General features: G+C 27.4%; 25 protein-coding genes. 12 read left to right on the top strand and 13 right to left on the bottom strand.

Annotated elements, in window-relative coordinates; translation table 11 throughout:
- Positions 1-54: 54 nt before the first annotated feature.
- The 5 genes from I0K12_RS12535 (at position 55) to I0K12_RS12515 (ending at position 2,596) form a co-directional block, all read left to right on the top strand.
- Positions 55-588 (top strand): hypothetical protein, encoded by a 534-nt coding sequence (locus tag I0K12_RS12535; protein ID WP_196888465.1) that lies wholly within the window; start codon positions 55-57, stop codon positions 586-588.
- Between the two features lie 34 nt (positions 589-622).
- Entirely contained in the window at positions 623-1,129 is a 507-nt protein-coding gene (locus I0K12_RS12530; RefSeq protein WP_231372756.1) for a hypothetical protein, read from the top strand.
- A gap of 129 nt (positions 1,130-1,258) precedes the next feature.
- Positions 1,259-1,768, top strand: a complete 510-nt coding sequence (locus tag I0K12_RS12525; protein WP_196888464.1) for a hypothetical protein — start codon at positions 1,259-1,261, stop codon at positions 1,766-1,768.
- A complete protein-coding gene (locus tag I0K12_RS12520) occupies positions 1,765-2,163 on the top strand; it encodes a hypothetical protein (RefSeq protein ID WP_196888463.1) in 399 nt (132 codons plus the stop codon). Before I0K12_RS12525 ends, I0K12_RS12520 begins: the two co-directional genes overlap by 4 nt.
- Positions 2,138-2,596: a hypothetical protein gene (locus tag I0K12_RS12515; protein ID WP_196888462.1), complete on the top strand. Its 459-nt coding sequence runs from the start codon at positions 2,138-2,140 to the stop codon at positions 2,594-2,596. Before I0K12_RS12520 ends, I0K12_RS12515 begins: the two co-directional genes overlap by 26 nt.
- 33 nt (positions 2,597-2,629) lie before the next feature.
- Here the strand turns inward: I0K12_RS12515 and I0K12_RS12510 are convergent, their stop codons facing one another.
- The 3 genes from I0K12_RS12510 to I0K12_RS12500 all read right to left on the bottom strand — a co-directional run bounded on the left by I0K12_RS12510 (position 2,630) and on the right by I0K12_RS12500 (position 5,872).
- Positions 2,630-3,580, bottom strand: coding sequence for a peptidylprolyl isomerase (locus I0K12_RS12510; RefSeq protein ID WP_317194435.1), 951 nt, complete (start codon positions 3,578-3,580; stop codon positions 2,630-2,632).
- Positions 3,581-3,868: 288 nt separating this feature from the next.
- On the bottom strand, positions 3,869-4,801 hold the full coding sequence (locus tag I0K12_RS12505; protein ID WP_196888460.1) for a peptidylprolyl isomerase: 933 nt from the start codon (positions 4,799-4,801) through the stop codon (positions 3,869-3,871).
- A 417-nt stretch (positions 4,802-5,218) separates the two neighbouring features.
- Positions 5,219-5,872 carry an alpha/beta hydrolase gene (locus I0K12_RS12500; protein WP_196888459.1) on the bottom strand — a complete coding sequence of 218 codons (654 nt, stop codon included), beginning with the start codon at positions 5,870-5,872 and terminating at the stop codon, positions 5,219-5,221.
- Positions 5,873-6,151: 279 nt separating this feature from the next.
- Between I0K12_RS12500 and I0K12_RS12495 the strand changes: the two genes are divergently transcribed.
- Positions 6,152-7,057: an ABC transporter ATP-binding protein gene (locus tag I0K12_RS12495; RefSeq protein WP_196888458.1), complete on the top strand. Its 906-nt coding sequence runs from the start codon at positions 6,152-6,154 to the stop codon at positions 7,055-7,057.
- 4 nt (positions 7,058-7,061) lie between these two features.
- Complete coding sequence (locus I0K12_RS12490; protein ID WP_196888457.1) at positions 7,062-9,281, top strand: redoxin family protein; 2,220 nt, start codon at positions 7,062-7,064, stop codon at positions 9,279-9,281.
- On the opposite strand, the gene I0K12_RS12485 is transcribed toward I0K12_RS12490, so the two are convergent.
- The 6 genes from I0K12_RS12485 to I0K12_RS12460 all read right to left on the bottom strand — a co-directional run bounded on the left by I0K12_RS12485 (position 9,255) and on the right by I0K12_RS12460 (position 12,880).
- A complete protein-coding gene (locus I0K12_RS12485; protein ID WP_196888456.1) occupies positions 9,255-9,785 on the bottom strand; it encodes an alpha/beta hydrolase in 531 nt (176 codons plus the stop codon). The genes I0K12_RS12490 and I0K12_RS12485 overlap by 27 nt on opposite strands.
- 13 nt (positions 9,786-9,798) lie before the next feature.
- The gene (locus I0K12_RS12480) at positions 9,799-10,353 is read right to left on the bottom strand and encodes a nucleotidyltransferase family protein (protein ID WP_196888455.1); all 555 of its coding nucleotides are present in this window, start codon (positions 10,351-10,353) and stop codon (positions 9,799-9,801) included.
- A gap of 243 nt (positions 10,354-10,596) precedes the next feature.
- Positions 10,597-11,361, bottom strand: coding sequence for a TIGR02757 family protein (locus I0K12_RS12475; protein ID WP_196888454.1), 765 nt, complete (start codon positions 11,359-11,361; stop codon positions 10,597-10,599).
- Between the two features lie 48 nt (positions 11,362-11,409).
- A complete protein-coding gene (locus tag I0K12_RS12470) occupies positions 11,410-11,982 on the bottom strand; it encodes a hypothetical protein (RefSeq protein WP_196888453.1) in 573 nt (190 codons plus the stop codon).
- Positions 11,983-11,988: 6 nt separating this feature from the next.
- Positions 11,989-12,522, bottom strand: a complete 534-nt coding sequence (locus tag I0K12_RS12465; RefSeq protein WP_196888452.1) for a DUF1572 family protein — start codon at positions 12,520-12,522, stop codon at positions 11,989-11,991.
- Positions 12,523-12,562: 40 nt separating this feature from the next.
- Positions 12,563-12,880: a winged helix-turn-helix transcriptional regulator gene (locus I0K12_RS12460; protein ID WP_196888451.1), complete on the bottom strand. Its 318-nt coding sequence runs from the start codon at positions 12,878-12,880 to the stop codon at positions 12,563-12,565.
- A 122-nt stretch (positions 12,881-13,002) separates the two neighbouring features.
- Here I0K12_RS12460 and I0K12_RS12455 point away from each other — a divergent pair, with 122 nt between their 5' ends.
- Entirely contained in the window at positions 13,003-13,875 is an 873-nt protein-coding gene (locus tag I0K12_RS12455; protein ID WP_196888450.1) for an SDR family oxidoreductase, read from the top strand.
- A 76-nt stretch (positions 13,876-13,951) separates the two neighbouring features.
- On the opposite strand, the gene I0K12_RS12450 is transcribed toward I0K12_RS12455, so the two are convergent.
- The 4 genes from I0K12_RS12450 to I0K12_RS12435 form a co-directional block, all read right to left on the bottom strand.
- Positions 13,952-14,731, bottom strand: a complete 780-nt coding sequence (locus I0K12_RS12450) for an SDR family NAD(P)-dependent oxidoreductase (RefSeq protein ID WP_196888449.1) — start codon at positions 14,729-14,731, stop codon at positions 13,952-13,954.
- 96 nt (positions 14,732-14,827) lie between these two features.
- Positions 14,828-15,262 carry a hypothetical protein gene (locus I0K12_RS12445; protein WP_196888448.1) on the bottom strand — a complete coding sequence of 145 codons (435 nt, stop codon included), beginning with the start codon at positions 15,260-15,262 and terminating at the stop codon, positions 14,828-14,830.
- On the bottom strand, positions 15,246-16,025 hold the full coding sequence (locus tag I0K12_RS12440; RefSeq protein WP_196888447.1) for a hypothetical protein: 780 nt from the start codon (positions 16,023-16,025) through the stop codon (positions 15,246-15,248). Before I0K12_RS12440 ends, I0K12_RS12445 begins: the two co-directional genes overlap by 17 nt.
- Position 16,026: 1 nt before the next feature.
- On the bottom strand, positions 16,027-16,635 hold the full coding sequence (locus I0K12_RS12435) for a hypothetical protein (RefSeq protein ID WP_196888446.1): 609 nt from the start codon (positions 16,633-16,635) through the stop codon (positions 16,027-16,029).
- A gap of 182 nt (positions 16,636-16,817) precedes the next feature.
- Between I0K12_RS12435 and I0K12_RS12430 the strand changes: the two genes are divergently transcribed.
- From I0K12_RS12430 to I0K12_RS12415, 4 genes are all read left to right on the top strand, one after another.
- Positions 16,818-17,348: a TetR/AcrR family transcriptional regulator gene (locus tag I0K12_RS12430; RefSeq protein ID WP_196888445.1), complete on the top strand. Its 531-nt coding sequence runs from the start codon at positions 16,818-16,820 to the stop codon at positions 17,346-17,348.
- Between the two features lie 2 nt (positions 17,349-17,350).
- Positions 17,351-17,860: an HPP family protein gene (locus I0K12_RS12425; protein WP_196888444.1), complete on the top strand. Its 510-nt coding sequence runs from the start codon at positions 17,351-17,353 to the stop codon at positions 17,858-17,860.
- Positions 17,861-18,044: 184 nt separating this feature from the next.
- Positions 18,045-19,448: a choice-of-anchor L domain-containing protein gene (locus tag I0K12_RS12420; protein WP_196888443.1), complete on the top strand. Its 1,404-nt coding sequence runs from the start codon at positions 18,045-18,047 to the stop codon at positions 19,446-19,448.
- A 177-nt stretch (positions 19,449-19,625) separates the two neighbouring features.
- Entirely contained in the window at positions 19,626-21,002 is a 1,377-nt protein-coding gene (locus tag I0K12_RS12415) for a choice-of-anchor L domain-containing protein (RefSeq protein ID WP_196888442.1), read from the top strand.
- The last annotated feature ends 824 nt before the right edge of the window (positions 21,003-21,826 follow it).

Raw genomic sequence — 21,826 nt, 5'->3', positions numbered from 1 at the left:
AGTAACAAAATCTATTTTCATTCTTTTATAAAGTATAATTTTAAATAAAAGGTTTTGAATATAGCTTTAAAAAAAGAAATTACCGAAATATTAGAAAATGCTTTTGTTTTGGTAGTTTCTTTCACCATGTCTGCATACGGTTTTGCTAAATTAGTTCAGTTTAAAAATTCTTATGATTTCAATAGCAACAAATTAGTGTCCGAATTATCTGGAATGCAATTAATGTGGACTTTCTATGATTATTCTTATAACTTCACACTTCTTATCGGATTTTTTGAAATTCTTGGAGCAGTCCTAATTTTCTTCCGAAAAACAAGAATTATCGGATGTATTTTCACGACATTTATTCTTACAAATATTATAATTCAAGATTTCGCTTTTGGTGTAAAAGCTGTTTTTTCAGCAATTTGGTATCAAATATTAATCCTTGCTATTCTTTGGTTTCATAGACAAAAATTAATAACTATTTTCAAACAAATTCTGATTAAAAACTCTAGAATCATCAACTTAAAAAAGAAACTAATTCTCTTCTCTGCTTCTATCTTAGTTTTTATTCTTTTAAAATGGATTGAAATCAGTAGTTTCTGAAATTATTTTTATATTTTTCCAAAAAAATATTTAAATGAGAAAGGGAATAAAAATTCTAATAGTCTTTATAGTAATTTTCCAACTTATTTCTTGTAATAAAATCAAGAATAAATCTGTTGAAATTTCCTCTAAAACTAAAGAAAAAGTAGAAAATAAAATTGATAAAGTTTTCCCAACTTTTGATTCTTATCACACAGATACAGATAATAATAAAAAAAGGTTCAAAGATTTCCTAAAAATTGACATTTCTAAAGATGTTAAAAATATTTACTGTTATAGTAATGAACTTGGTCTCAATTCAAAATATATGTTCTCTTTTAACTGCAAAACTGAAACTTCAGAAAAAATTAAAAGTAAACATCATTTAATAAAAGATACATTAAATCTAGATTCTTATTCTCTACAAAAAGAATTTGATTGGTGGAATATAGCTGAAATCAAAAAACTTCAAAAATTCAGTTGGAAAGAAAATCAAATAATTAAAGAATTTTGGTATGATAATAAAAACCAGAAAGCTTATTTCTTCGAATTCGATTTATAAACGCATGATAATAAAAACATTAATTACGATCCTTCTTAAAACTATTATGAATACTCCCTCTTTTGCCAATAAATTACCAATTTACTTTCTAAATTAGTACAAGCTTATCTAAACAATAAAAAGTTTATTATGAAAAACACAATTTTAATTATTTTATTCCTCTCGATATTTTCAACTATTTTCAGTCAAGAAAAGAACGATAATTCTATTTTGGATTTAAAAAACTTACAAACAAATGACACCATTAATTTAGATCTTATTTCTTTAGGTTGTTTTGGCAGTAATTGGGATAAAATCAGAATTATAAAAAAAGAAAACAATTATGAATTTGTAAAAATCACAAATATTATTGAAGTTATAGTAAAGAAATATAAAGGTAAAATTTTAAATTCTGAATTGGATATAGATAAATGGATTCAAGAAAATTTCAGTACTTTAATTGAAAAGAAAAAACATTTATCATATATATCAAAACAAGAATTTGAAATTTTTATAGAAAAAATTAATCATTTAAATAAAATTGGAGCTAATACTAAACGTATAACAACAGATTCTTCTGAAATGAACATAATTTCAAATATTTTAACCATAAATTACAAATATAAAGAAGATATTATTTCTTTCTTAGAAGTATTATGAATGAAATTTTCTCTTTCGTCTATAAATTATTAATTGCTTGTTCAACTATTACAGGCTTATCTTATGTAGAAATTAATATCATTGTTTATTATATAATTCTTCCAGGAATTTTCATTCATTTTATTGGTAAAATTCTACGTAAAAAACATCTTTTATTAATATTTTCAGGTTTAATTATTGTTACAATTTTCTTGATTCCAAATTTTTATGTTTTTTCTGAGAATCTTTTTGAAAAATCTGTTGTATTTTTAAATTGGTTTGCTATTGTTGGACTCGATTACACACAAGCTTCTGTAGTAATTTGTGTATTTATCCCAGCAATTATTATAATTTTGCTTTACTACTTTAATAAACAAAAAGAACTAACAAATGAAAAAAATAGACTTACAGAATAAAACAAAAGCAGAAAAAGGGCTTATCGAAATGTTTTACTTTGAAAATAAAGAAATGGGATTAGAAAAAACTCTTTTCCATAGAATTGTAATTCCATTAACTCCTTTTGATTCTGGAATAAAAGAAGTAAAACAGCCAGAAGAAACCGAAATCGTAATCGATTGGTTGGAATTAAACAAAGATAATCCACTAGATTTGGATAATATCACTATCAAAACTTCTTTTGATGATGAAACAGAAACTACTATTTCTTTGGGAGGAACACACAACCCTTGTGATATTAAAGAAGTGACTTTAAGTAAAATTGGAGAAAATCTTTACAAAATTAAAGGAGAACTATTTGTAGATTTTGAATTTGAACACATTGGAAAAAACGAAAACTTCAGTTTTGAAGCAGAACTAGATTTTGATACAGAAATTGAAGAAGAACAATAAAAAAAGGCTGTTGTAATAACAGCCTTTCAATTTTTATTTTACTTCTAGTAATTCAATTTCAAAAACTAAAGTTGAATTTGGCGGAATCAATCCTCTTCCCATTTCTTTCTTACCATAACCTAATTCCGAAGGAATAACAAAAGTAGCCGTATCTCCAACATGCATTAATAGAACTGCCTCATCAAATCCTTTCACTACTTGTCTTACTCCAGCTTTAAAAGAAAATGGTTGATTTCTATCTTTAGAAGAATCAAACTTTTTTCCATTAGCTAATTTCCCAGTATAATGGATTGTTACTCTCTTTCCTTTTTCAGCTTTTAATCCTCTTCCTTTTTTAGTGATTTTATAACGAAGTCCAGAATCTGTTTTTTCATATCCTACTGACAAAGAATCTAATTCTCTCTCTTTTGCTTCTTTAGCTTTTCGAATTCTTTCTTCTTTCTCAGCTTGAAATTTTGCAAAAACCTTATCAGCCTTAAACTTTTTGGCAGGTCTTCCTTTTCTTATAATTTTTACTTTATAAATCTTATCTCCTTTTACGATTTTATTTACAATATCTTGTCCAGAAACCACATGTCCAAAAACAGTATGTTTTCCATCCAACCAAGGAGTTTCTTTATGAGTAATAAAAAACTGAGAACCATTCGTTCCTGCCCCTGCATTTGCCATTGAAAGAATTCCAGCTTTATCGTGTTTTAATTCTGGTACAATTTCATTATCAAATTTATACCCTGGTCCACCTGCTCCAGTTCCATCAGGATCTCCTCCCTGAATCATAAAGTTTTCAATAACTCTATGAAACTTTAAACCATCATAATAAGGTTCTTTTTTTCTTTTATGATCATTTTTAATTTTCCCTTCTGCCAATCCTACAAAATTAGCAACAGTACCGGGAGTTTTCTCAAATTCTAATTGCAATAAGATTACACCTTTAGAAGTTGTCATTTCTGCATACATTCCATCTTCTAAATCTTTCTTTTTCACGCTTTGTGCTTGCGAAAAACATGTAATTAGCAAGCAAAGTAAAAAACTAATTTTCTTCATATATTAAATTGATTATAGTTCTTGGTTAAAAAAACGAATTTAAACTTTTTATTAAACATTATCACAAATCATTTTCTAATAATATTTACAGATTATCCAATTCCTCTCTTGAAAGATAAGTTTTAAAATAGACAAAAGCTCAAACTCAATATGATCTCATTTTTCAAAACAAAAAAAGAGACTATTATAAAACAGTCTCTTTTATTTTTTAGTATAATATACTTTGTATTATTTTACTTTCATTAACTCTACATCAAAGATAAGAACAGCGTTTGGTGGAATAACTCCTCCTGCTCCTCTACTTCCGTATGCTAAATCTGAAGGAATTACAAAACGAGCTTTATCTCCAACTCTTAATAATTGGATTCCTTCATCCCATCCAGAAATTACTTGACCAACTCCTAAAGTAAAATCAATTGGTTGTTTTCTTTTGTAAGATGAATCAAAAACAGTTCCATCAGCTAATTGTCCTTTATAGTGAACAGAAACCATTTTTTTAGCTTCAGCTTTTGGCCCATTTCCTTCTTGGATAATTTGGTAACGTAATCCACTAGCGGTTTTTTTGAAACCAGCTGATAATTTTTCTAATTCCTCTTCCTTCGCTTTTTTTTCCTCTTCAATTCTTGCTTCTCTTGCACCTTCAAAAGTACGGAAAGCCTCAATTGCATTAAAGTTTTCAGCAGCCTCTCCAACACGGATGATCTCTACTGAATCCATTACATCATTTTGAGCAATCGCATCTACAACATCTTGTCCTTCTACAACATTTCCAAATACTGTGTGCGCATTATCTAAATGTGGAGTTGGTCCGTGCGTGATGAAAAACTGAGAACCATTTGTTCCAGGTCCAGCATTTGCCATAGATAAAATTCCTGCTTTATCATGTTTTAATTCTGGGTGAAACTCATCATCAAAGTTGTATCCTGGTCCACCAGAACCAGTTCCTTTAGGATCTCCTCCTTGAATCATGAAATTAGCAATTACTCTATGAAACTTGATTCCATCATAATATGGAGTTCCTTGTGGCTTTGCAGAGTTTTCCATGTTTCCTTCAGCTAATGCTACGAAGTTTCCAACTGTTCCAGGAGTTTTCTCAAATTCTAAGTTAATTAAAATCGAACCTTTTGACGTGTTGATTTTAGCATATAATCCGTTATCCATTTTTGTCATATTTTTTGTTGGGTCAAAGATACTTCAGTTTTATAAAATTTGAAAATTTTCTTTTAGTTTCTATTCTCCTCAAAAATTGTTATTTAAATTTATTTCTCAGGAGCTTTCCTTCTCTTCCGTTACACTACAGAGAAGGTCGGGCTTTCCGCTATATCTTTTTTGCTAAAGCAACTTTATGAAGAAAAGCAAAAAAGGATGCCGCTACTATCCCTAAGCCAAATTCGCCCAAAAAAAATGTGCAATCCATAAAGATTACACATAAAAATTATATATTATCACGTTTGGTTTTTATAAAAATATATAGATTGTCAAGTCCCCCTCTTGAGAGGGGCTAGGGGTGTGTTTTAAATTAAATAAAACTTTCTCATAAAATTTCAAACTTGATAAATGTTTAATTCAAAGTGAATTTTAAATTCTTTCTTCAATCCACTTTTTAAAATTAAAGAAGTTTTGTGGAGCAACTCCATGTCCAACAGGGTATTCGCTATACACATTTTTAATAGCAAACTGATTTAAGAAAGGTGCAGCTTGTTGCGCCCATTCCACAGGAATCACCTGATCTACCGAACCATGAGAAATGAAGAAATCTAAATGTTTGTAATCTTCTGCATTTTTGTTTTCAGGTAAAATATCTTGCATCACATATCCACTAAGTGCAATAATATTTTTCACTTTTTCTGGATATTTGAAAGCAACAGCATAACTTAAAATAGATCCTTGACTGAATCCCATCAAAAACATTCTATTTTCATCAAAATTGAATTCTTCTTTCAATTCATCCAAAAATTTTGCAATCAACTCTACAGATTCTTTTGCTTCATCCGTATCCGAAAATTTCCCATGAATTGCATCAAAATTAATTGTATACCAAGCATAACCTCCATGCATAATAGTTTGTGGAGCTCGCGCACTGATAATTAATAATTCATCTGGTAATTCGTCTGCAAATGAAAATAAATCTTGCTCGTTACTTCCATATCCGTGTAACATTAATAACATTGGTGGGTTTTCACTTGCTATTTTTGGTTGTCTTACGACATATTCTAAGGATAGTTTTGTCATTTTTATCGAAATTTCTACAAAAATAAAATTCTTTATTTAGGGATTGAAAATTTATTCAAAATTTTTAATTCGAATCACAAATTCCTTTTAGTATTTATAAATCTTATGACATTTGTGTAGTAGACTAATTATTTCATGTATTCAAAAAGCAATCATTTAAGCTTAAATTCAAACATTATTTCTTAGTATTTTTCTTAAAATATTATTAATATTTAAATTAAACCTTTTTAATCTAAACAAGAATTCTATTTTTGAAAAACAAAATGCTAAAAATTAAAAATGAGCTATACAATTGAGACCAAAAACTTGTGTTTTTCTTTTAACTCGAAACAACAAATTCTAAAAAATATTTCTTTACATGTTCCAAAAGGATCTATTTTCGGATTTTTAGGACAAAATGGTGCTGGAAAATCGACTACAATGCGTTTACTTGCTGGTTTGATTTATGACGGAACAGATTCCATTTATTTATTTGAAAAAAAACAAAAAAAGCAAACTCCTACTGTTTTTAAAAAAATTGGATGTTTGATAGAAATTCCTATTCTTTATTATCATTTATCAGCTTATGATAATTTGAAATATTTCGCAAAACTTCAAAGAATTCCAAAAAATAAAATTCCAGAAATATTAGAAATTGTAAGTCTAGATATTAAGTCGAAGAAGAAAGTAAAAAACTTTTCTCTAGGGATGAAGCAACGATTAGCTATCGGAATTGCTTTGTTAAATGATCCTGAATTACTTTTATTAGACGAACCTGTAAATGGTTTAGATCCTGCCGGAATAATTGAAATCCGAAATCTACTTATCAAATTAAACAAAGAAAAAGGAATTACAATTTTTATTTCTAGTCATATGTTGGACGAAGTAGAGAAAATGTGTACACATCTTGGAATTATTCATCACGGAGAAATGGTTTTTCAAGGAACTATGGGAGAATTTCAGCTACAAAATCAAAATATTCAATTGCATTTGGAAATCGAAAATCCTAAAAAATGGTTTTCTATTTTGGAAAAAGAAGCTATTTCTATCTATTTGGAAAATGAAAAATATCTGCAATGTCATTTTAAATCTAAAACTGAAATTCCTGATTTCATAGAAAAACATACTAAAAATGGAATGCGAATTTACCAAGCGAAAATTCAAGATTCTTTAGAGAAAAATTTTATGGAAATCCTTCAAAACTAAAAAAATGCTACAAAATTTAAACGATTTATTATTGATTTTTCGTGGAGAACATCTCAAACGAAAAAATCTATTTTTTTATACTACAAACATACTTTTTGGAATCTTTTTCCCTTTCATTACTACATTAATTACATTTTTAAACGATAATGAAATCCGATTTCAAAACACCATTAATCATAATTTATTTATAAATGAGTTAACCTGGGTTTTACAACCTTTTCTTACCTTTTTTCTTCCAACTGCTATTGTTTTACAAACAATTCGTCTTTCATATATTGATCATAAAAACAATGGTTGGGATTTAATGCAAGTACAAGGAATCTCTAAATTTTCTATATTTTTCGGGAAATTCACATTTCTTCTTTTTAATGTTCTTCAAATAATCATTGCATTTTTTGCTGCGTATTTTATTTGTTTCTTTTTGTATAAAAACTTTGGAAATTATGCTACTAACACTGATCTTTCCATTCCTTTTGAATTTGTTCGAATTCTATTTTTCAGGATATGTTTTGCATCTTTTTATTTTACCAGTTTTTTATATGTTTTATCTCTAATTATTAAAAAACCAATCTTTTCTTTTCTTTTCGGTTTTAGTTCAATTATAGTAGAAATGCTTTTAGCAACTTATAACAAAATCTATTTTTGGAGTCCGAATTATCAATTAACCCATATTGATATTTTTAAAGATAATTATGAAAGTCATGGTTTACTTTTTACCGAAAACATTAGTTTCATTTTTGGTATTACTATTTTAATTATTGGCTTTTTCATCTATAAATACAAAAAACTTCGAATTGCTTTTAAATTTGCTAAAAAAGAATCGATTATTGTCTTTTCAGTGCTAGCTTTAAGTATTCTTTCCTATTCTTTTATTTCAAAACCAAAACACTTTACTCCACATGAACGAACAATTATATCAGGTGAAATTTTTACAGACATGGATTTTAAAAATGTTTATTTGGTAGATCGTTTTTTAAAAGACACTCTAACAACAATTCCAGTTAAAAATGGAAAATTTCATAGTGAAATTAAAAACTTAGAGCATCACTATTATAATGTTTATTTAGATAATAAAATACCTTTAAATTTTTATTTAAACACAAAAGACAGTCTAAATATTCAAGCTTCCATTTTTAAAAAGCAACGAAATATTATTGGTGTAAAAGGAAATGGTTTTTTCTATACTCCTGAATTAAGAGCTTATTTTATAGATAATATTATTCGCAATCCTGAACTTGCAAAACAGCAAAATAAAATACACAAAGCTTTTGAGCGAGGTTATTCAAATTTATTAGAAAATCTTGAAAAAGATTTTATGCATATCGATAATTTTAAACCAAATAAAGAAATAACAGAAAGAAATAAAACCCTTTTAAATCTTCAAATGTTAGAATGGTGGAACGACGCTGAAATTGCACATCAAAATAGTACGGAGAATAAAAACTTAGAAAAATCAGAGTTAATTTTAAAAATAGAAAGAGAAATTCCAGAAAACTCGATGCATATTTTAGATAATTCTTTTTACAGAAAACGTATTCTAAATTCTTACAATCAAAACAGTCATTTGGATGCTTTAAAAATGTTCGCAAATCAAAAAGAAAATGGAATGTTTAAAGATTTTTTTCTGTTATTAGAGCTTGAAGAATATTTCAAAAACAGTACAGATATTGACAAAAACTATGAAATATTAGATTTCTTTCAAAATAAAATAGAAAATAAAAAAGTACATAAAAAACTAGCAAATTCCTTAGAAATTCAGAAAAGCCTTATTCCTGGAAGTTCTATTCCAAACCTTCAGTTTAAAAACCTAGAAAATGAAATTTTAGACATCGAAAGTTTTAAAGGAAAATATATTGTCATTGATTTTTGGGCTTCTTGGTGTGGGCCATGCAAAGTTGAGAGTCCTATTTTCCAGATGAAATCAGAAGGTTATGATGAAGAAGAAATTCTTTTTATTTCCATCAGTACAGATAGAAATGAATTTGATTGGAGAAATAGTATTTCTAAAAAAGACGAACCTCATTTCTTAATTGACCCAAAATTTGAAAAAGTTTTATCTGAAAAATTAAACATAAAAACGATTCCACGATTTATGATGTTGGATAAAGAAGGGAAGATTATCTATTCCGAATTACCAAGACCATCGAATGATAGTTTTGATATTTTAATTAAAAATGTGTTGAAAAATGATTCCACATTACATAACTCTAACATTATCAAATAGCTTTCTGGCATAATCTCTATAAAATTCATGCTTTTCAGTTTGTACAATTTGATATTTTAAACTCATAATTTCCAACCATTCTTTACTTGGTTGGAAATTATCTTTTTCTCCATAATAAAGAAAAATATTTCCTTTTGGTCTAAATTCCTCTTTTCTTAATCTTGTTGAAGATAAACATGTCAAATTATTTATTTTTCCGCCTTTTAATCCAAATTTCCATGCAATCGTTCCACCAATACTAAAAGCTAAAATATTTATCTTTTCTTTTTCTAATAAAAGTAAATTTTCCACTGCTTTTTCTATACCTCCTCTGATAAATTGTTTATGTAATTTTTCTTCTCTATAATCTGAAGTATCAATTTCACCTAACTCACAACAATCATAAAACTTAATAGAATAATCCTTGTTTAAAACATCAAAATATTCACGAATCCATTCTGATTTTTTCTTTCCCCATAAATCAGAAAGTATAATTAGTTTTTCTTTTGGTGTAGGTTCTTTCATCTCTAGCAATGTTTTATTTTTTAAACTCTATTTCTAACTTATTCCAAATCTCCTTCCATCCTTTCTTTTCAATTCTTGATTTATAAATTTTCAAATCGCATTTAGGACTTGGTTTTACTTTTAATTGAAACAAATCATCTAAACCATAAGGAGCGATATATTCAATCTTATTTCGAGAATTAATTCTCACCGCTATAGAAGTTGCTGTTTCTGGCCAAAAAGAAATCGCTTCTTCACAATCTTTATACGGATTTTGTCCGTTTTTAATATGCATTCTCGCTTGATTTTTCACTGACCAATTTAATTTTGGGAAATTTTCTTTTAGTTTATTTTCTAAAACCTCATCTCGCTCTTTTGATGTATTGGATTTATCGAAATATATAACGTCAATATCATTTAGTTTTGTTCTACTTTTATGATGTTTTACATCCCAAATTTTATTTCTAACAAAACCAGCTCCTATCCAACAATCCTTTAGATTTAAATCTCTAACAATTTTTAAAACATGAATCATCCACTCATCATTTTCAATAATTTGAATTAGTTCTTTTTCTAGTTTTTGATTCATTTTTTATGATTGTTATTTTATATTTTTATTTAAATAGGAAAACTGATTTCATTTGCTGCGCGAGTTTTTAACTCGTGACTATAAACATAAACTTCTAAAAACAATAGACACACTTTACAAAAGTGCGCCAGAGTTTTGGGAAAACTTCAATTCCGAGATAAAAACAGGTTTTCGTTTGAATGAAAAACCGATTTCGAGTAACCTCAATCTCCGAATTAAAAAGTTAGCTGAGCGGAGTCGAAGCTAAAATCCTTCAAAAACACCCAAACCAAACAAAGCAAAATCGTATTTTACAGGATCTTCTTTATCCATTTTTCTTAGAGCAGTATCTAATTCAAAAAGTGCTTTTGCATCATTTTGTTTTCTTTCTAAAATCCCAAGTTTTCTTGCAATATTTCCACTATGAACATCTAAAGGACAAGAAAGTGCAGCAGGTTTTATGTTTTTCCAAAGACCAAAATCTACTCCAGTTTCATCATTTCTTACCATCCAACGCAAAAACATATTGATTCGTTTTGCAGCTGATTTTTTCAAAGGATCTGAAACATGTTTTTGAGTTCTTTTCTCATGTTTTAATTCGAAGAAAACTTTTTTAAATTCAGAAATTGCTTCTTGGGTTGAAATATCAGTAGAATGTTTTGTAAAAACTGCTTCCATCCCTCCTTTATTTTCATAGATATTTCGAAGTGCTTTCAAGAAATATGAGAAATCAGTTGCATTGAAAGTTCTATGTACAAAACCATCTAACTTTTCTGCCTGATCATCGTCAAAATTCATTACAAAATCATAAGGAGAACTTCCCATAATTTCCATCATTCGATTCGCATTTCGGATAATCATTTTACGATTTCCCCAAGCAATTGTAGCAGCTAAAAAACCTGCAATTTCGATATCTTCTTTTAGTGAAAATTTATGTGGAATTTGAATTGGATCTGTTTCAATAAAATCTAGTGTATTATATTCTTTTACTTTAAAATCTAAAAACTCCTTTAATTCTTTTTGATTCATCTATTTTTCTTTTGAATCGCAAAAATACGGAAGAAAATACAAATAAAATCACTCTTCATATTTTATAAAATTAACTTTAGAAAGATCAAATGATTTAAAAATAGCATCCTTTCTTAAATCATTATATTCTAAATCAAATTTCTCATATAAATGATAATTATCTGGTTTTTCTATCTCCTTTAAATCAAAACCTTTTTCTCTTACAAAATCAGAAAATTCTTTTTCATATAATTCTGTATTATAAAAAAGACTATTTTTTGTTTTATAAAAATCTACAAAGACGGAATCATCCAAATTATTAAGTAATAGTTTTCTTTCTAAAAAAAGGGTTTCAATTTCTTTAGGTAATTTTAAATGATGTTTTTCTATAAAATGTTTTAATCTTTTGCTCCATTCTATAAATCCATCATTTTTTGTAGAATCTTCATCACTAATTTCTTCCTGACAAAAAGTACATTTTTCAGTATTCATCACAATAGCTCCTTCTTTTGAGTTGTTAAGAAAAGAAATCAACGTTTGACTTTGATTAACAGAATTTTTCCCTATATTTTTTTCAATATATTTTTTAGTTAAATAATGAATTGTTGGTGGTTTTGTGGTTATATCTAAAATTTGAATCATTTTATATTAAGATCTCTTTTTAGAAAACATTTCTTTATTATATTCTTCAGATTTCCCTTTTGGAATAGAAGTACTTTCCCATTTATCGTCTAAAATCATTTTTCCGATGAATGTAATTTGCCCAATATGGTAAGGATAATGCATCATTTGTCTACTCAAAGCATCAACTACAGAATGTTTTTCGTTTCTAATATAAATATCTGCATTTATGTTTTCATCATTTATAGAATCAATTGCATCAAAAAGGCATTTCCAACCTTTTTCCCAATTTTGCATTAGTTCTTCTTTTGTTGTATCGACTTTCGAGAATTCTTTTTCTCTGTTTCTCCATTCTTTTTCTCCGTCAGAAGTAAAAAAATCTGTCCATCTAGAAAGCATATTTCCATAGATATGATGAATTATAATCGCAATCGAATTACTTTCTTCATTATATTTCCAAAACAAATCTTTCTCTTCTAATTGATTAATTGTTTTGTCTGCAACAGCTTTATAAGAATTAAATTGTTTGATTACAGCTTTCTTATATTCTTCTATATTCATTTTATTGGTTGGTTTTGGTTTTAATTCAAAATTAAAAAAATCAATCTATTTCATTAGCGAAAATCACTATTTGATCTAAAATTGGAAATACTTTTTTTCCTTTTTCTGTTAAAGAATATTCAACTTTTGGTGGAATTTGATGATACGATTTCTTAGACACCAATTTATATTCCATCAAGGTCTTTAATTCCTGAATTAGCATTTTCTCGCTTATATCCGGAATCAATCTTTTTAACTCTCCAAATCTTCGCTTTTCATGTCCAATTTCATTCATGATTCTCAGTCTCCATTTCCCTCCTATAATCTTCAAAGCTTTTCCTACTGGACATTCTAAAATTTTATTTTCATCTTTTTTCATTTCCTAAAGTCTTAATTTTCAATAATTCTTACCAAAAGGTAAGTAATTAACTTTTTAGTAAGTACTTGACATACAGTTTGCTAAATTATAATTTTGTAGTCAAATAATAAAAAGATTAACAGATGAAAACTAAAATATTTATTACAGGTGCTTCAGGATTTCAAGGAAATGCTATTGCAAATGAATTATTGAAAAAAGAATACGAGATAACTTCCTTAAAAAGAGAGATTTCAGGAAATGAAAATGCAAATATCAATTTCATTCAAGGAGATTTGATAAATAAAGAAAATGTTTTAGAAGCAACAAAAAATACAGAGATTACAATTTTCACTTTACCATTAGTTTTTGATTTAGAAACTGCAAAAACAATGACAGAAAATTTCATTGAAGCTGCTAAAGAAAATTCTATAGAATTAGTTGTTTTCAATACAAGTTTTGATTTACCTAAAGAAAAAACGGGTCTTACAGCAATTGATATCAAAGTTGAAATAAAGAAAATGTTTAACGAATCTGGTTTAAACGTAATTACTTTGGCTCCAGATATTTTCATTGATAATTTAGCAGCTCCTTGGTCGATTCCTTTAGTTGTAGAACAAGGAATTCTTCCTTATCCTGTAGCTGCTGGAAAAAAATTCCCTTGGATTAGTCATCATGATTTGGCAAAATTTGCTGTAAATGCAATTGAGCATAAAGAATTAATTGGAAAAACTTTAGCTATTGGAGGAAATTTAGTTTCTGGAGAAGAAATTGCAAAAGAAATTTCTGCAAAAATTGGAAAAGAAGTGAACTTTATTCCTTTAAGTCCAGATGATTTTGAACAAAATTTGATTCCTGCTTTTGGAGAAATTCCAGCAAGAGAAATTTCCAATCTTTATCGTTATGTAGCTGATAATTATGAAAATTTAATTCAAAAAGATTTCAACAATTCTCAGGAAATTTTAGATGTAGAAATTCAATCAACAAAAGATTGGGTAGAAAGTATTTCTTGGAGTTAATTATAAAATACTGATTTAAATAAAAATCCTTTTCCTTAAAACTAATACAATTTTAAAGAAAAGGATTTTTCAATTATTATTTTACTTCTTGCATGTTTCTGATTTGTTTCAACATTGTTTTTTTAGGAACAAAAGGAACTGTTGCCATCATAATTTTTTGAGAAAAAGTCAAACCAGCTAAAACATTTAATTTTCCTTTCAACATTCCGTCATAACCAGCTTTTGCTACTTCAATTGCACTAAATGTATTTTGAAACAGATCTGTTTTATCCATTCCTGAAGTTTGTGCAAATTCCGTTTCTGTTGCTCCTGGAAGTAAAGCTGTCACGGTAATATTTGTATCATGAAGTTCTTCTGCAATTGCATTACTAAAAGAAGTCACATAAGCTTTCGTTGCAAAATAAACTGCTTGTAAAGGTCCAGGCATCAAACTCGCAGTTGAAGAAACATTTAGAATTTTTCCACGATTATTTTTTACAAAATCTGGCAAGAAAAATCGCGTCAGAGCAGTTAATGCTAAAATATTTAATTGAATCATTTGTAAATCATTTTCCCAATCTCTTTCATGGAATTTTCCATGTCCACCAAAACCTGCGTTATTGATCAAATAATCTACATTAATTCCTGCTTCTTTAACTTCTTTATAAATTTCTAAAGCAGCTTCAGAATGTGTCAAATCTTTAACGATAATTTTAACTTCAATCTTGTATTTATTTTCTAATTCTTGTTTTAAATCTTCTAATTTTTGTTTACGTCTTGCAACTATTATTAAATCCCCTCTATTTTCCGCATGAATTTTGGCAATTTCTTCTCCAATTCCACTACTCGCTCCAGTGATTAATGCTACGTTTTTCATCTTTGTTTCATTTTATTAATTACAAGTACAAAGTTCGAAGTTAATTATATTTCAGGAAAACACGAAATTCGGAATTCAAAACACTTTTTACGGATTCTAAGAAATTGAAATCTCTAATAACTCATTATTTTTATCTAATTCTAAAATAGAATTTTCGATATTTTCTTCTGTTATTTCATTTATAAAAACAACTTTTTCAGATTGGAAATAATTTTTTGAATTTAGAAGATTCGTCAAATAACTTGGAGTCATGAAATTGGTATATCTCCTCTCTCCATTTTCAAAATACAATGATACTTCTACATAAGAATCTTTTGCGTTATTTATTTGATCATCTAAAGTAAAACTCAAATATTTCATGGGTTTTTTTTGAGAAAAACAACAATTTGGAATCCAAACTAGTTTTTCCTTTTTACTCTTAATTCTAAAATTATTTTTATTTAAATCTACAATTTCATATTCTTTATATTTTTCAATATGGTCTGAATAAACCGATTCATTTACACAAAAAACTTTATCCTTTATTTTCATAAATTAATATTGCTGTTTCTTCCATTACAGGAATCATAATTTGAAATTCCCAATTGAAATCTATTTTTAAATTTTCATTGATTTTATCCTTAAAAACAAACCAACCTGAAGTATTTTCTGTAATTGAAAACTCATCTTCATTTTTAAGTTTTATCACAAGACCAATTGTATCAAAAGCATAACTATCCACTTTAAAAGCTATAATTTCAAAAATTTCATTCCATTTTACTTTAATTTCTTTCTTTTTAGATTTAAACAAAAAACCATCTTCTGAATATTGAAATAATCCATCGGTAGTTTTTCTTTCTTCTAATTCTTTTTTGTCTTTTTCTGTGAGATAATCTCCTTTGAATAATATTCTATTTGAGTTTAAAAGAAAAAGAGAAATGAATAATAAAAAGGTAATTATTAAAATTGAAGCTAAATAATTTTCGTCAAAACGAAATGTATAAATCAATAAAATAAAAATTGTAGCTAAAAAGCCTCCTACTAAAACCCAAACATAAAAGTTGATTATTCCGATTTTGATTAAAGCATTTTCTGGAGAAACTTTTTTCAGCTTTTTAAAACTAAAAATTGGAATAAATTGAATTGCAGAAATAATTGTAGGCAACCATAAATAATTAAAAAGAATCTTTGAACTTCTAGCTATATTTATATCTAAACTATCAATTGATGTAAAAGAAATAAAAGAGAATATTCCAAAAAACATTAAAAATGTAATGGCTGTTTCAAAAGTATATGGAAGTTGAATTTTCTTCATTTTAATTATCAATAATCGTTCTTACATTTCCGTTCATTGGAGAAATATGTACTTCTGTATTATTTTCTACCAAATAGAAAACAAATCCGCTATTGGAACCAAGAATACATGTTTTTTTCACTTCATCGTTTGTGAAAATAATCTGGTCATCATACTCTATCTCATTATTTTTAATTTTATCAGCTATTTTCGAACCAAATCCTATTCCATTTCCTACATAAAAACCTATCAAACCAATGGAAAACATAAAAACTAAAACTTTCGAAAGTGAATCTCTTAATTCTTCATCTGTTTCTATTTGGTTAGATTTAAACAATTTAGAAAACCATTTTTTATTTTTATTTTTCACCAAAAAATTTGGAAATTTAAAAATCATGATCATAAAAAGAATGAAAACCAAAATACCTAAAATACTCGAAGTTAATTTTGCAATTGGACTAATCATCACATCCAAAATAGAAGAATAATTTAGAATATTTACTCCTAACCTATTGTAATATAAAGTTTCGCTAAAAATTCCTAAAACAATCAAATAGATATAACCAACAGCAAGATAACTCTGCATATCTCTAAACATTCGATTCTTATTAACAAAAGCTATTTTTTCCATATTTTTTCTTGAATTTTTAAATATTCTGATTCCTATTTTCTATTTATTTGTGAGAATCAGTACTATATTTTCTTTTTCTAAAGTTCAAACATAGATAAAATTTCACAGATTCAAATATTAAACTTATTGTTAAAAATAGACAGACCTGTCTGTATGTTATATTTTTGTATTACCTTTGCCTTATGAAAGTTACAAAACCAAAAGAAAGGATTTTAGAAGTTGCAACTGTTTTATTCCATAAACAAGGATATAATTCAACAGGAATCAACCAGATAATTAAAGAAGCAAGTGTTGCAAAAGCGAGTTTTTATCAACATTTCAAATCAAAAGAAGATTTAGCTAAAGCGTATTTGACGCAAAGACATATTTTTTGGTTTGAAAATTTCAAAGAAGATGTAGAAACTGCGAAAAATGAAAAACAAAAAATTCATGCAGCATTTGAGTTTTTAAAAAAAATGAATCAAAAAGAAAATTATAATGGTTGTGCTTTTCTAAAAATGGAAGCGGAAATTCAGAATGAAAACGTAGAGCTAAACACAATCATTCAAAACCATAAAAAAGACTTAAGAACCTATTTTGATTCCTTTATTACGGATAAAGAAAAATCATTTTTGGTTTATATGCTTTTTGAAGCTTGCTTGACTGAAAGTAAAGTTTTCAAAAATGCAGATGACATAGAAAAAACAATAAAACTGATAGATAAATCTTTGTAAAAATGAAAAAGTATATCTCTAAATTTAAAACAGTAGAAAAAAGTCCGAAAGCTACTGGATTAAACTTCTCTACCTATTCTGGTTTGGGAGGATTTATAGCAATTGCTGTAGTTGCTTTTTTGACTAAAAACACTGTAATTCCTTTTATTATGGCACCTTTTGGAGCAACCTGTGTTTTGGCTTTTGGTGTTCCAAACAGTCCGCTTGCACAACCTAGAAATATTATCGGAGGACATATCATTTCTACAATTATTGGGTTGTTGTGTTTACATTTTTTAGGAAATGATTGGTATTCTCTAGCTATTGGAGTTGGACTTGCTATTGCTGTAATGCAAATCACAAAAACAACGCACCCACCTGCTGGAGCAGATCCTTTAGTAGTTATTTTGGCAGGAAGCTCTTGGGAGTTTTTAATAAATCCTGTTATTTCTGGTGCAATTTCGATTACAATAATTGCTCTAATTTTCAATAATCTTCATAAAGCAAGAAAATATCCAACATATTGGTTTTAAACATGCATAAATAAAGTTATATTATTAAAGAGTTTCTAATTTAGAAGCTCTTTTTTTATACCATATATAATTAAAATTGTAATTTATATTAGCATTTACTCCACTACCCTTTTTATAAATATATTTTTTAACTAAATTTTACCGATTTTTATATGGAAATCATAAATATCTAAACATTTTAACTATGAAAAAATTATTACTCAGCTGTTCAGCTTTTTTTATTGGTGCAACTCTTTTTGCACAAACAATTGAAGTTAACGAGGGACCAGAAGCCTCGTACACACCAGAAGAATTAATCGAAAATGTATTTGCAAATCAATCTTGTATTGATGTATCTTGGGTTTCAGATTATACAAATCCAAATTATGAAGATGATATTCCTGATAAAAGTTATGGATATTTCGTAGCTCAAGAAGGTTCGGAATTTCCATTTTCAGAAGGTATTATGCTGACAACAGGAAAAGCTCACAACACAGGGGTTTTGGGTTCAAATAATAGCAATTGGGAAGGAAATTGGGAAGGAGATGATAACATTTCTGAAATGATTCCAAATGATGCTCAGAACTTTAACGCTACTATTTTTGAATTTAACTTTATTGCACCTAATGAATTAAATCAAATTCATTTTAATTATTTAATGGCTTCTGAAGAATATAGAAGTGACGCTTATTTTCCATGTTATGGATATGCCGATTCTTTTGCTCTTATAGTTAGTGGACCTGGTATTGAAGAAGCTAATTATTACGATCATGATTCTGATCCAAATACACCTGAGGTTTTAATAGATTTAGGTGGAAAAAATATTGCTTTAATACCTGGCACAAATATTCCTATCGCAATCACAAACATATATGATAATGCAATATGTGGACAAAAAAATGTTGAATGGTATAATACTAATGGGACTTCAACAAATTATGATGGAGAAACTTTACCTTTTGAAGCTTCAATTGATGTAATTCCGGGAGAAGAATATCATATTAAAATGGTAGTTGTAGATGTACAAGATAGTATATTTGATACAGCAGTATTCTTAGATGGAAATAGTTTTATTTTGCCAGACTTCTATTTTGATGAAATTGATGATCAAGATGGTCAAGAGTTAGTCGCAGATGAAGGATTTACATTAGATGATTATTCTGATTTAGTTAATGTAAATTATTATTGTGCTGATCAACTTAGATTAAATAATGAAGAACCTGTACTAACTATTACGCAAACACCTCCAGCTGGAACTGTTATTACTGAAGATACTGTAGTAACTTTAGCTGTTACTGACAATATCGTTGAGAGAACTAATAGAGTGAATTTTAATGTTGAATTTAAGTCTTTTGATACATTAAATACTGAAGAATTGAATGAAGATATATTTAGAATGTATCCAAACCCAACTAGCGGAATCGTTTACATCAATGGTTTTAATAAAATTAACTCGATAAAAGCTTTTGATTATAATGGTGCTGAAGTTTATAATCAAATTATAACTAATTCTATTGTAGATTTTTCAGATTTAAATAGTGGAATATACTTTTTAGAAATGGAAATGAAAGATGGAACAACCCTAAAAGAAAAATTAATAATACAATAAAACTTTTTACATAAACATACAAAAGGCTTTCATTTTGAAAGCTTTTTTTATCAAGATTAAAATTAATATTTTCAAAAAAAACATAAATAAATATATTATCTATTTTTTTTTAACAATTATAACGGATAATTAATATTTTTTACTACATTTAAAAATTACTCTAAAAAACACAATTTTATGAAAAAAAAATTACTCTACTTAGGAATTTCTATGTTAGGAATTTCTTCTTACGCTCAATTAAACAATATTGATATAAACATGGGAAATCAATCTGACTACACTCCGCAACAATTAGTTGAAGAAGTGTTTTCTAATGATTCTTGTGTCGATGTTGAATTTACTTATGAACAATCAAACCCTGATTACTCTAATACTGATATTGAAAAAAGTTATGGTTTTTTTGTGAGGCAACCTGAATCAGATTTCCCATTTGAAAAAGGTGTTGTTTTAACTTCAGGAAGTGCAGGTACGGATGGTACATCTGTAGGTGGATTAGATTGGGATGGAGATTCTGATATCGAAACCTTAACTGAAAATAATTCATATAATGCTACTATATTCGAATTTGATTTTATAGCACCATTAGAATTGGATGAAGTACGTTTTAAATACCTTTTCGCTTCTCATGAATTCGGAACTTATGCATGTCAATATTCAGATGCTTTTGCATTAATCATAAGTGGACCTGGAATAGATAATGTAAATAACTATGATTTAGATGCCGATGAAAACACACCTGATGTAGAATTAAACTTAGGAGGAAAAAATATTGCTGTAATACCAGGAACTAATATACCTGTTAATGTTACAAATATTAGATCAATTGAAAATCCTTGTGGAGGTTTAAATGAAGAATGGTTCAATGAAAATGAAAGTTCAACTAAATATAATGGAGAAACACTTCCAATGGAAGCGACCATAGACGTCATTCCTGGTGAAACATATCATGTTAAAATGGTAATAGCAGATGCTCTTGATTCTTCTTTTGATAGCGCAATATTTCTAGATGCTCAAAGTTTTATTCTTTCTGATTTTTATTTAGAAAATCAACAAGATGAAATTTTAATTGAAGAGTCTGAAGGAGAATCAAGTGTAGTTCTTGAGGATTACACAGATTTAGTAGATGCTAACTATTTCTGTATGGCTGAAGCTAAATTAAATAATGCTGAGTTTACAATGACTCAAACTCCACCTGCAGGAACAGTGATTACTGAAGATACAACCGTTACTATAGAAGTATCCGACAATATTTTAAATAGGACACATACTACAAGTTTTGAATTAAAAATAGTTCCTGAAGGATCTTTAAATTTAAACGAAGAATCATTTAGTGGTTTGAGTTTTTATCCAAATCCAACAAATGGAGTCATTTATATCAATAATTTTGAAAAAATAAATTCGATAAAAGCATTTAATTATAATGGTGCTCAAGTTTATAATCAAATTATAACTAATTCTGTTGTGGATTTTTCTAATCTAAATAGTGGGATTTACTTTTTAGAAATGGAAATGAAAGATGGAACAACTATTAGAGAAAAACTTATTATAGAATAATTCAATATTTTGTCTAGTCCTAAATAATCGATACAGATTTTTAGGTTAAAATATTTGACTAAGGTAACGAAAATATATTTTCGTTACCTTTTTTAATTTTATAATTTCTTTTTTTCTGATTTTTAGTTTTATGTATTTGATAAGGTGTAAGGAAAAAATTAAAAAAACGCGGTCTTTTCGAATTATAAATATCAATGGCATTTCTAGTTAAATTCGCCTTTTCTTCCAAAGAAAGATAATTATACTTATTAACTGACCTTTCGCTCGACTAAAATTAGGTTATACAAAATGAAGTAATCATCTTTACGCACTTTGTAATATTCGAAGTTCCCCCATTACCATTCCAGGGCTGTTAAGTTCTCATCAATTTAATAATTTTTGAAAGATAACTTTGACAATATTTAATAGCCTTAAAAATTGATTTTTTAAAATTCAATTTTTAAGAATTTAAAGCTATGGTGCTGATAGTAGAAATATTAACAGCACCATTTTTATTTTTGATTCTATTTTTATCCTCGTTATGATATACATCTTTATTTCGTTGTAATTTATTCTCAATTTTCCAATGTTTTCTTATTCCTTTATGATGAATCTGTTTAAATATATATATAAGAATTAATTGAATAAAAAAAGTTGCAAAAGATTATATTGTTGGCTCTGACACAAACAAAAATCAATTACAGCATGGAGACAAAATTACCAAAAATCATCACCAAACATATTCAACCAAAGATTAATTTTCCTTCATTAGGTAGAAATTTAAAAGTTCCTTTTTGGAGAATTTTAAACTTAATTCTTTATCGTTTAAAGACAGGTTGTCAATG

The organism is Aureivirga sp. CE67, assembly GCF_015767245.1.
In the GTDB taxonomy this organism is placed as follows: Bacteria; Bacteroidota; Bacteroidia; order Flavobacteriales; family Flavobacteriaceae; genus Aureivirga.
This window is presented reverse-complemented; position numbering and strand designations above follow the sequence as displayed.

Coding starts and splice junctions, on each gene's coding strand:
- I0K12_RS12495 (WP_196888458.1), top strand. CDS start 6,152: ATGAGCTATACAATTGAGACCAAAAACTTGTGTTTTTCTTTTAACTCG.
- I0K12_RS12460 (WP_196888451.1), bottom strand. CDS start 12,880: ATGAAAAAAGATGAAAATAAAATTTTAGAATGTCCAGTAGGAAAAGCT.
- I0K12_RS12480 (WP_196888455.1), bottom strand. CDS start 10,353: ATGAATCAAAAACTAGAAAAAGAACTAATTCAAATTATTGAAAATGAT.
- I0K12_RS12500 (WP_196888459.1), bottom strand. CDS start 5,872: ATGACAAAACTATCCTTAGAATATGTCGTAAGACAACCAAAAATAGCA.
- I0K12_RS12485 (WP_196888456.1), bottom strand. CDS start 9,785: ATGAAAGAACCTACACCAAAAGAAAAACTAATTATACTTTCTGATTTA.
- I0K12_RS12520 (WP_196888463.1), top strand. CDS start 1,765: ATGAATGAAATTTTCTCTTTCGTCTATAAATTATTAATTGCTTGTTCA.
- I0K12_RS12490 (WP_196888457.1), top strand. CDS start 7,062: ATGCTACAAAATTTAAACGATTTATTATTGATTTTTCGTGGAGAACAT.
- I0K12_RS12435 (WP_196888446.1), bottom strand. CDS start 16,635: ATGGAAAAAATAGCTTTTGTTAATAAGAATCGAATGTTTAGAGATATG.
- I0K12_RS12455 (WP_196888450.1), top strand. CDS start 13,003: ATGAAAACTAAAATATTTATTACAGGTGCTTCAGGATTTCAAGGAAAT.
- I0K12_RS12505 (WP_196888460.1), bottom strand. CDS start 4,801: ATGGATAACGGATTATATGCTAAAATCAACACGTCAAAAGGTTCGATT.
- I0K12_RS12425 (WP_196888444.1), top strand. CDS start 17,351: ATGAAAAAGTATATCTCTAAATTTAAAACAGTAGAAAAAAGTCCGAAA.
- I0K12_RS12415 (WP_196888442.1), top strand. CDS start 19,626: ATGAAAAAAAAATTACTCTACTTAGGAATTTCTATGTTAGGAATTTCT.
- I0K12_RS12470 (WP_196888453.1), bottom strand. CDS start 11,982: ATGATTCAAATTTTAGATATAACCACAAAACCACCAACAATTCATTAT.
- I0K12_RS12420 (WP_196888443.1), top strand. CDS start 18,045: ATGAAAAAATTATTACTCAGCTGTTCAGCTTTTTTTATTGGTGCAACT.
- I0K12_RS12450 (WP_196888449.1), bottom strand. CDS start 14,731: ATGAAAAACGTAGCATTAATCACTGGAGCGAGTAGTGGAATTGGAGAA.
- I0K12_RS12445 (WP_196888448.1), bottom strand. CDS start 15,262: ATGAAAATAAAGGATAAAGTTTTTTGTGTAAATGAATCGGTTTATTCA.
- I0K12_RS12475 (WP_196888454.1), bottom strand. CDS start 11,361: ATGAATCAAAAAGAATTAAAGGAGTTTTTAGATTTTAAAGTAAAAGAA.
- I0K12_RS12515 (WP_196888462.1), top strand. CDS start 2,138: ATGAAAAAAATAGACTTACAGAATAAAACAAAAGCAGAAAAAGGGCTT.
- I0K12_RS12465 (WP_196888452.1), bottom strand. CDS start 12,522: ATGAATATAGAAGAATATAAGAAAGCTGTAATCAAACAATTTAATTCT.
- I0K12_RS12525 (WP_196888464.1), top strand. CDS start 1,259: ATGAAAAACACAATTTTAATTATTTTATTCCTCTCGATATTTTCAACT.
- I0K12_RS12430 (WP_196888445.1), top strand. CDS start 16,818: ATGAAAGTTACAAAACCAAAAGAAAGGATTTTAGAAGTTGCAACTGTT.
- I0K12_RS12530 (WP_231372756.1), top strand. CDS start 623: ATGAGAAAGGGAATAAAAATTCTAATAGTCTTTATAGTAATTTTCCAA.
- I0K12_RS12440 (WP_196888447.1), bottom strand. CDS start 16,025: ATGAAGAAAATTCAACTTCCATATACTTTTGAAACAGCCATTACATTT.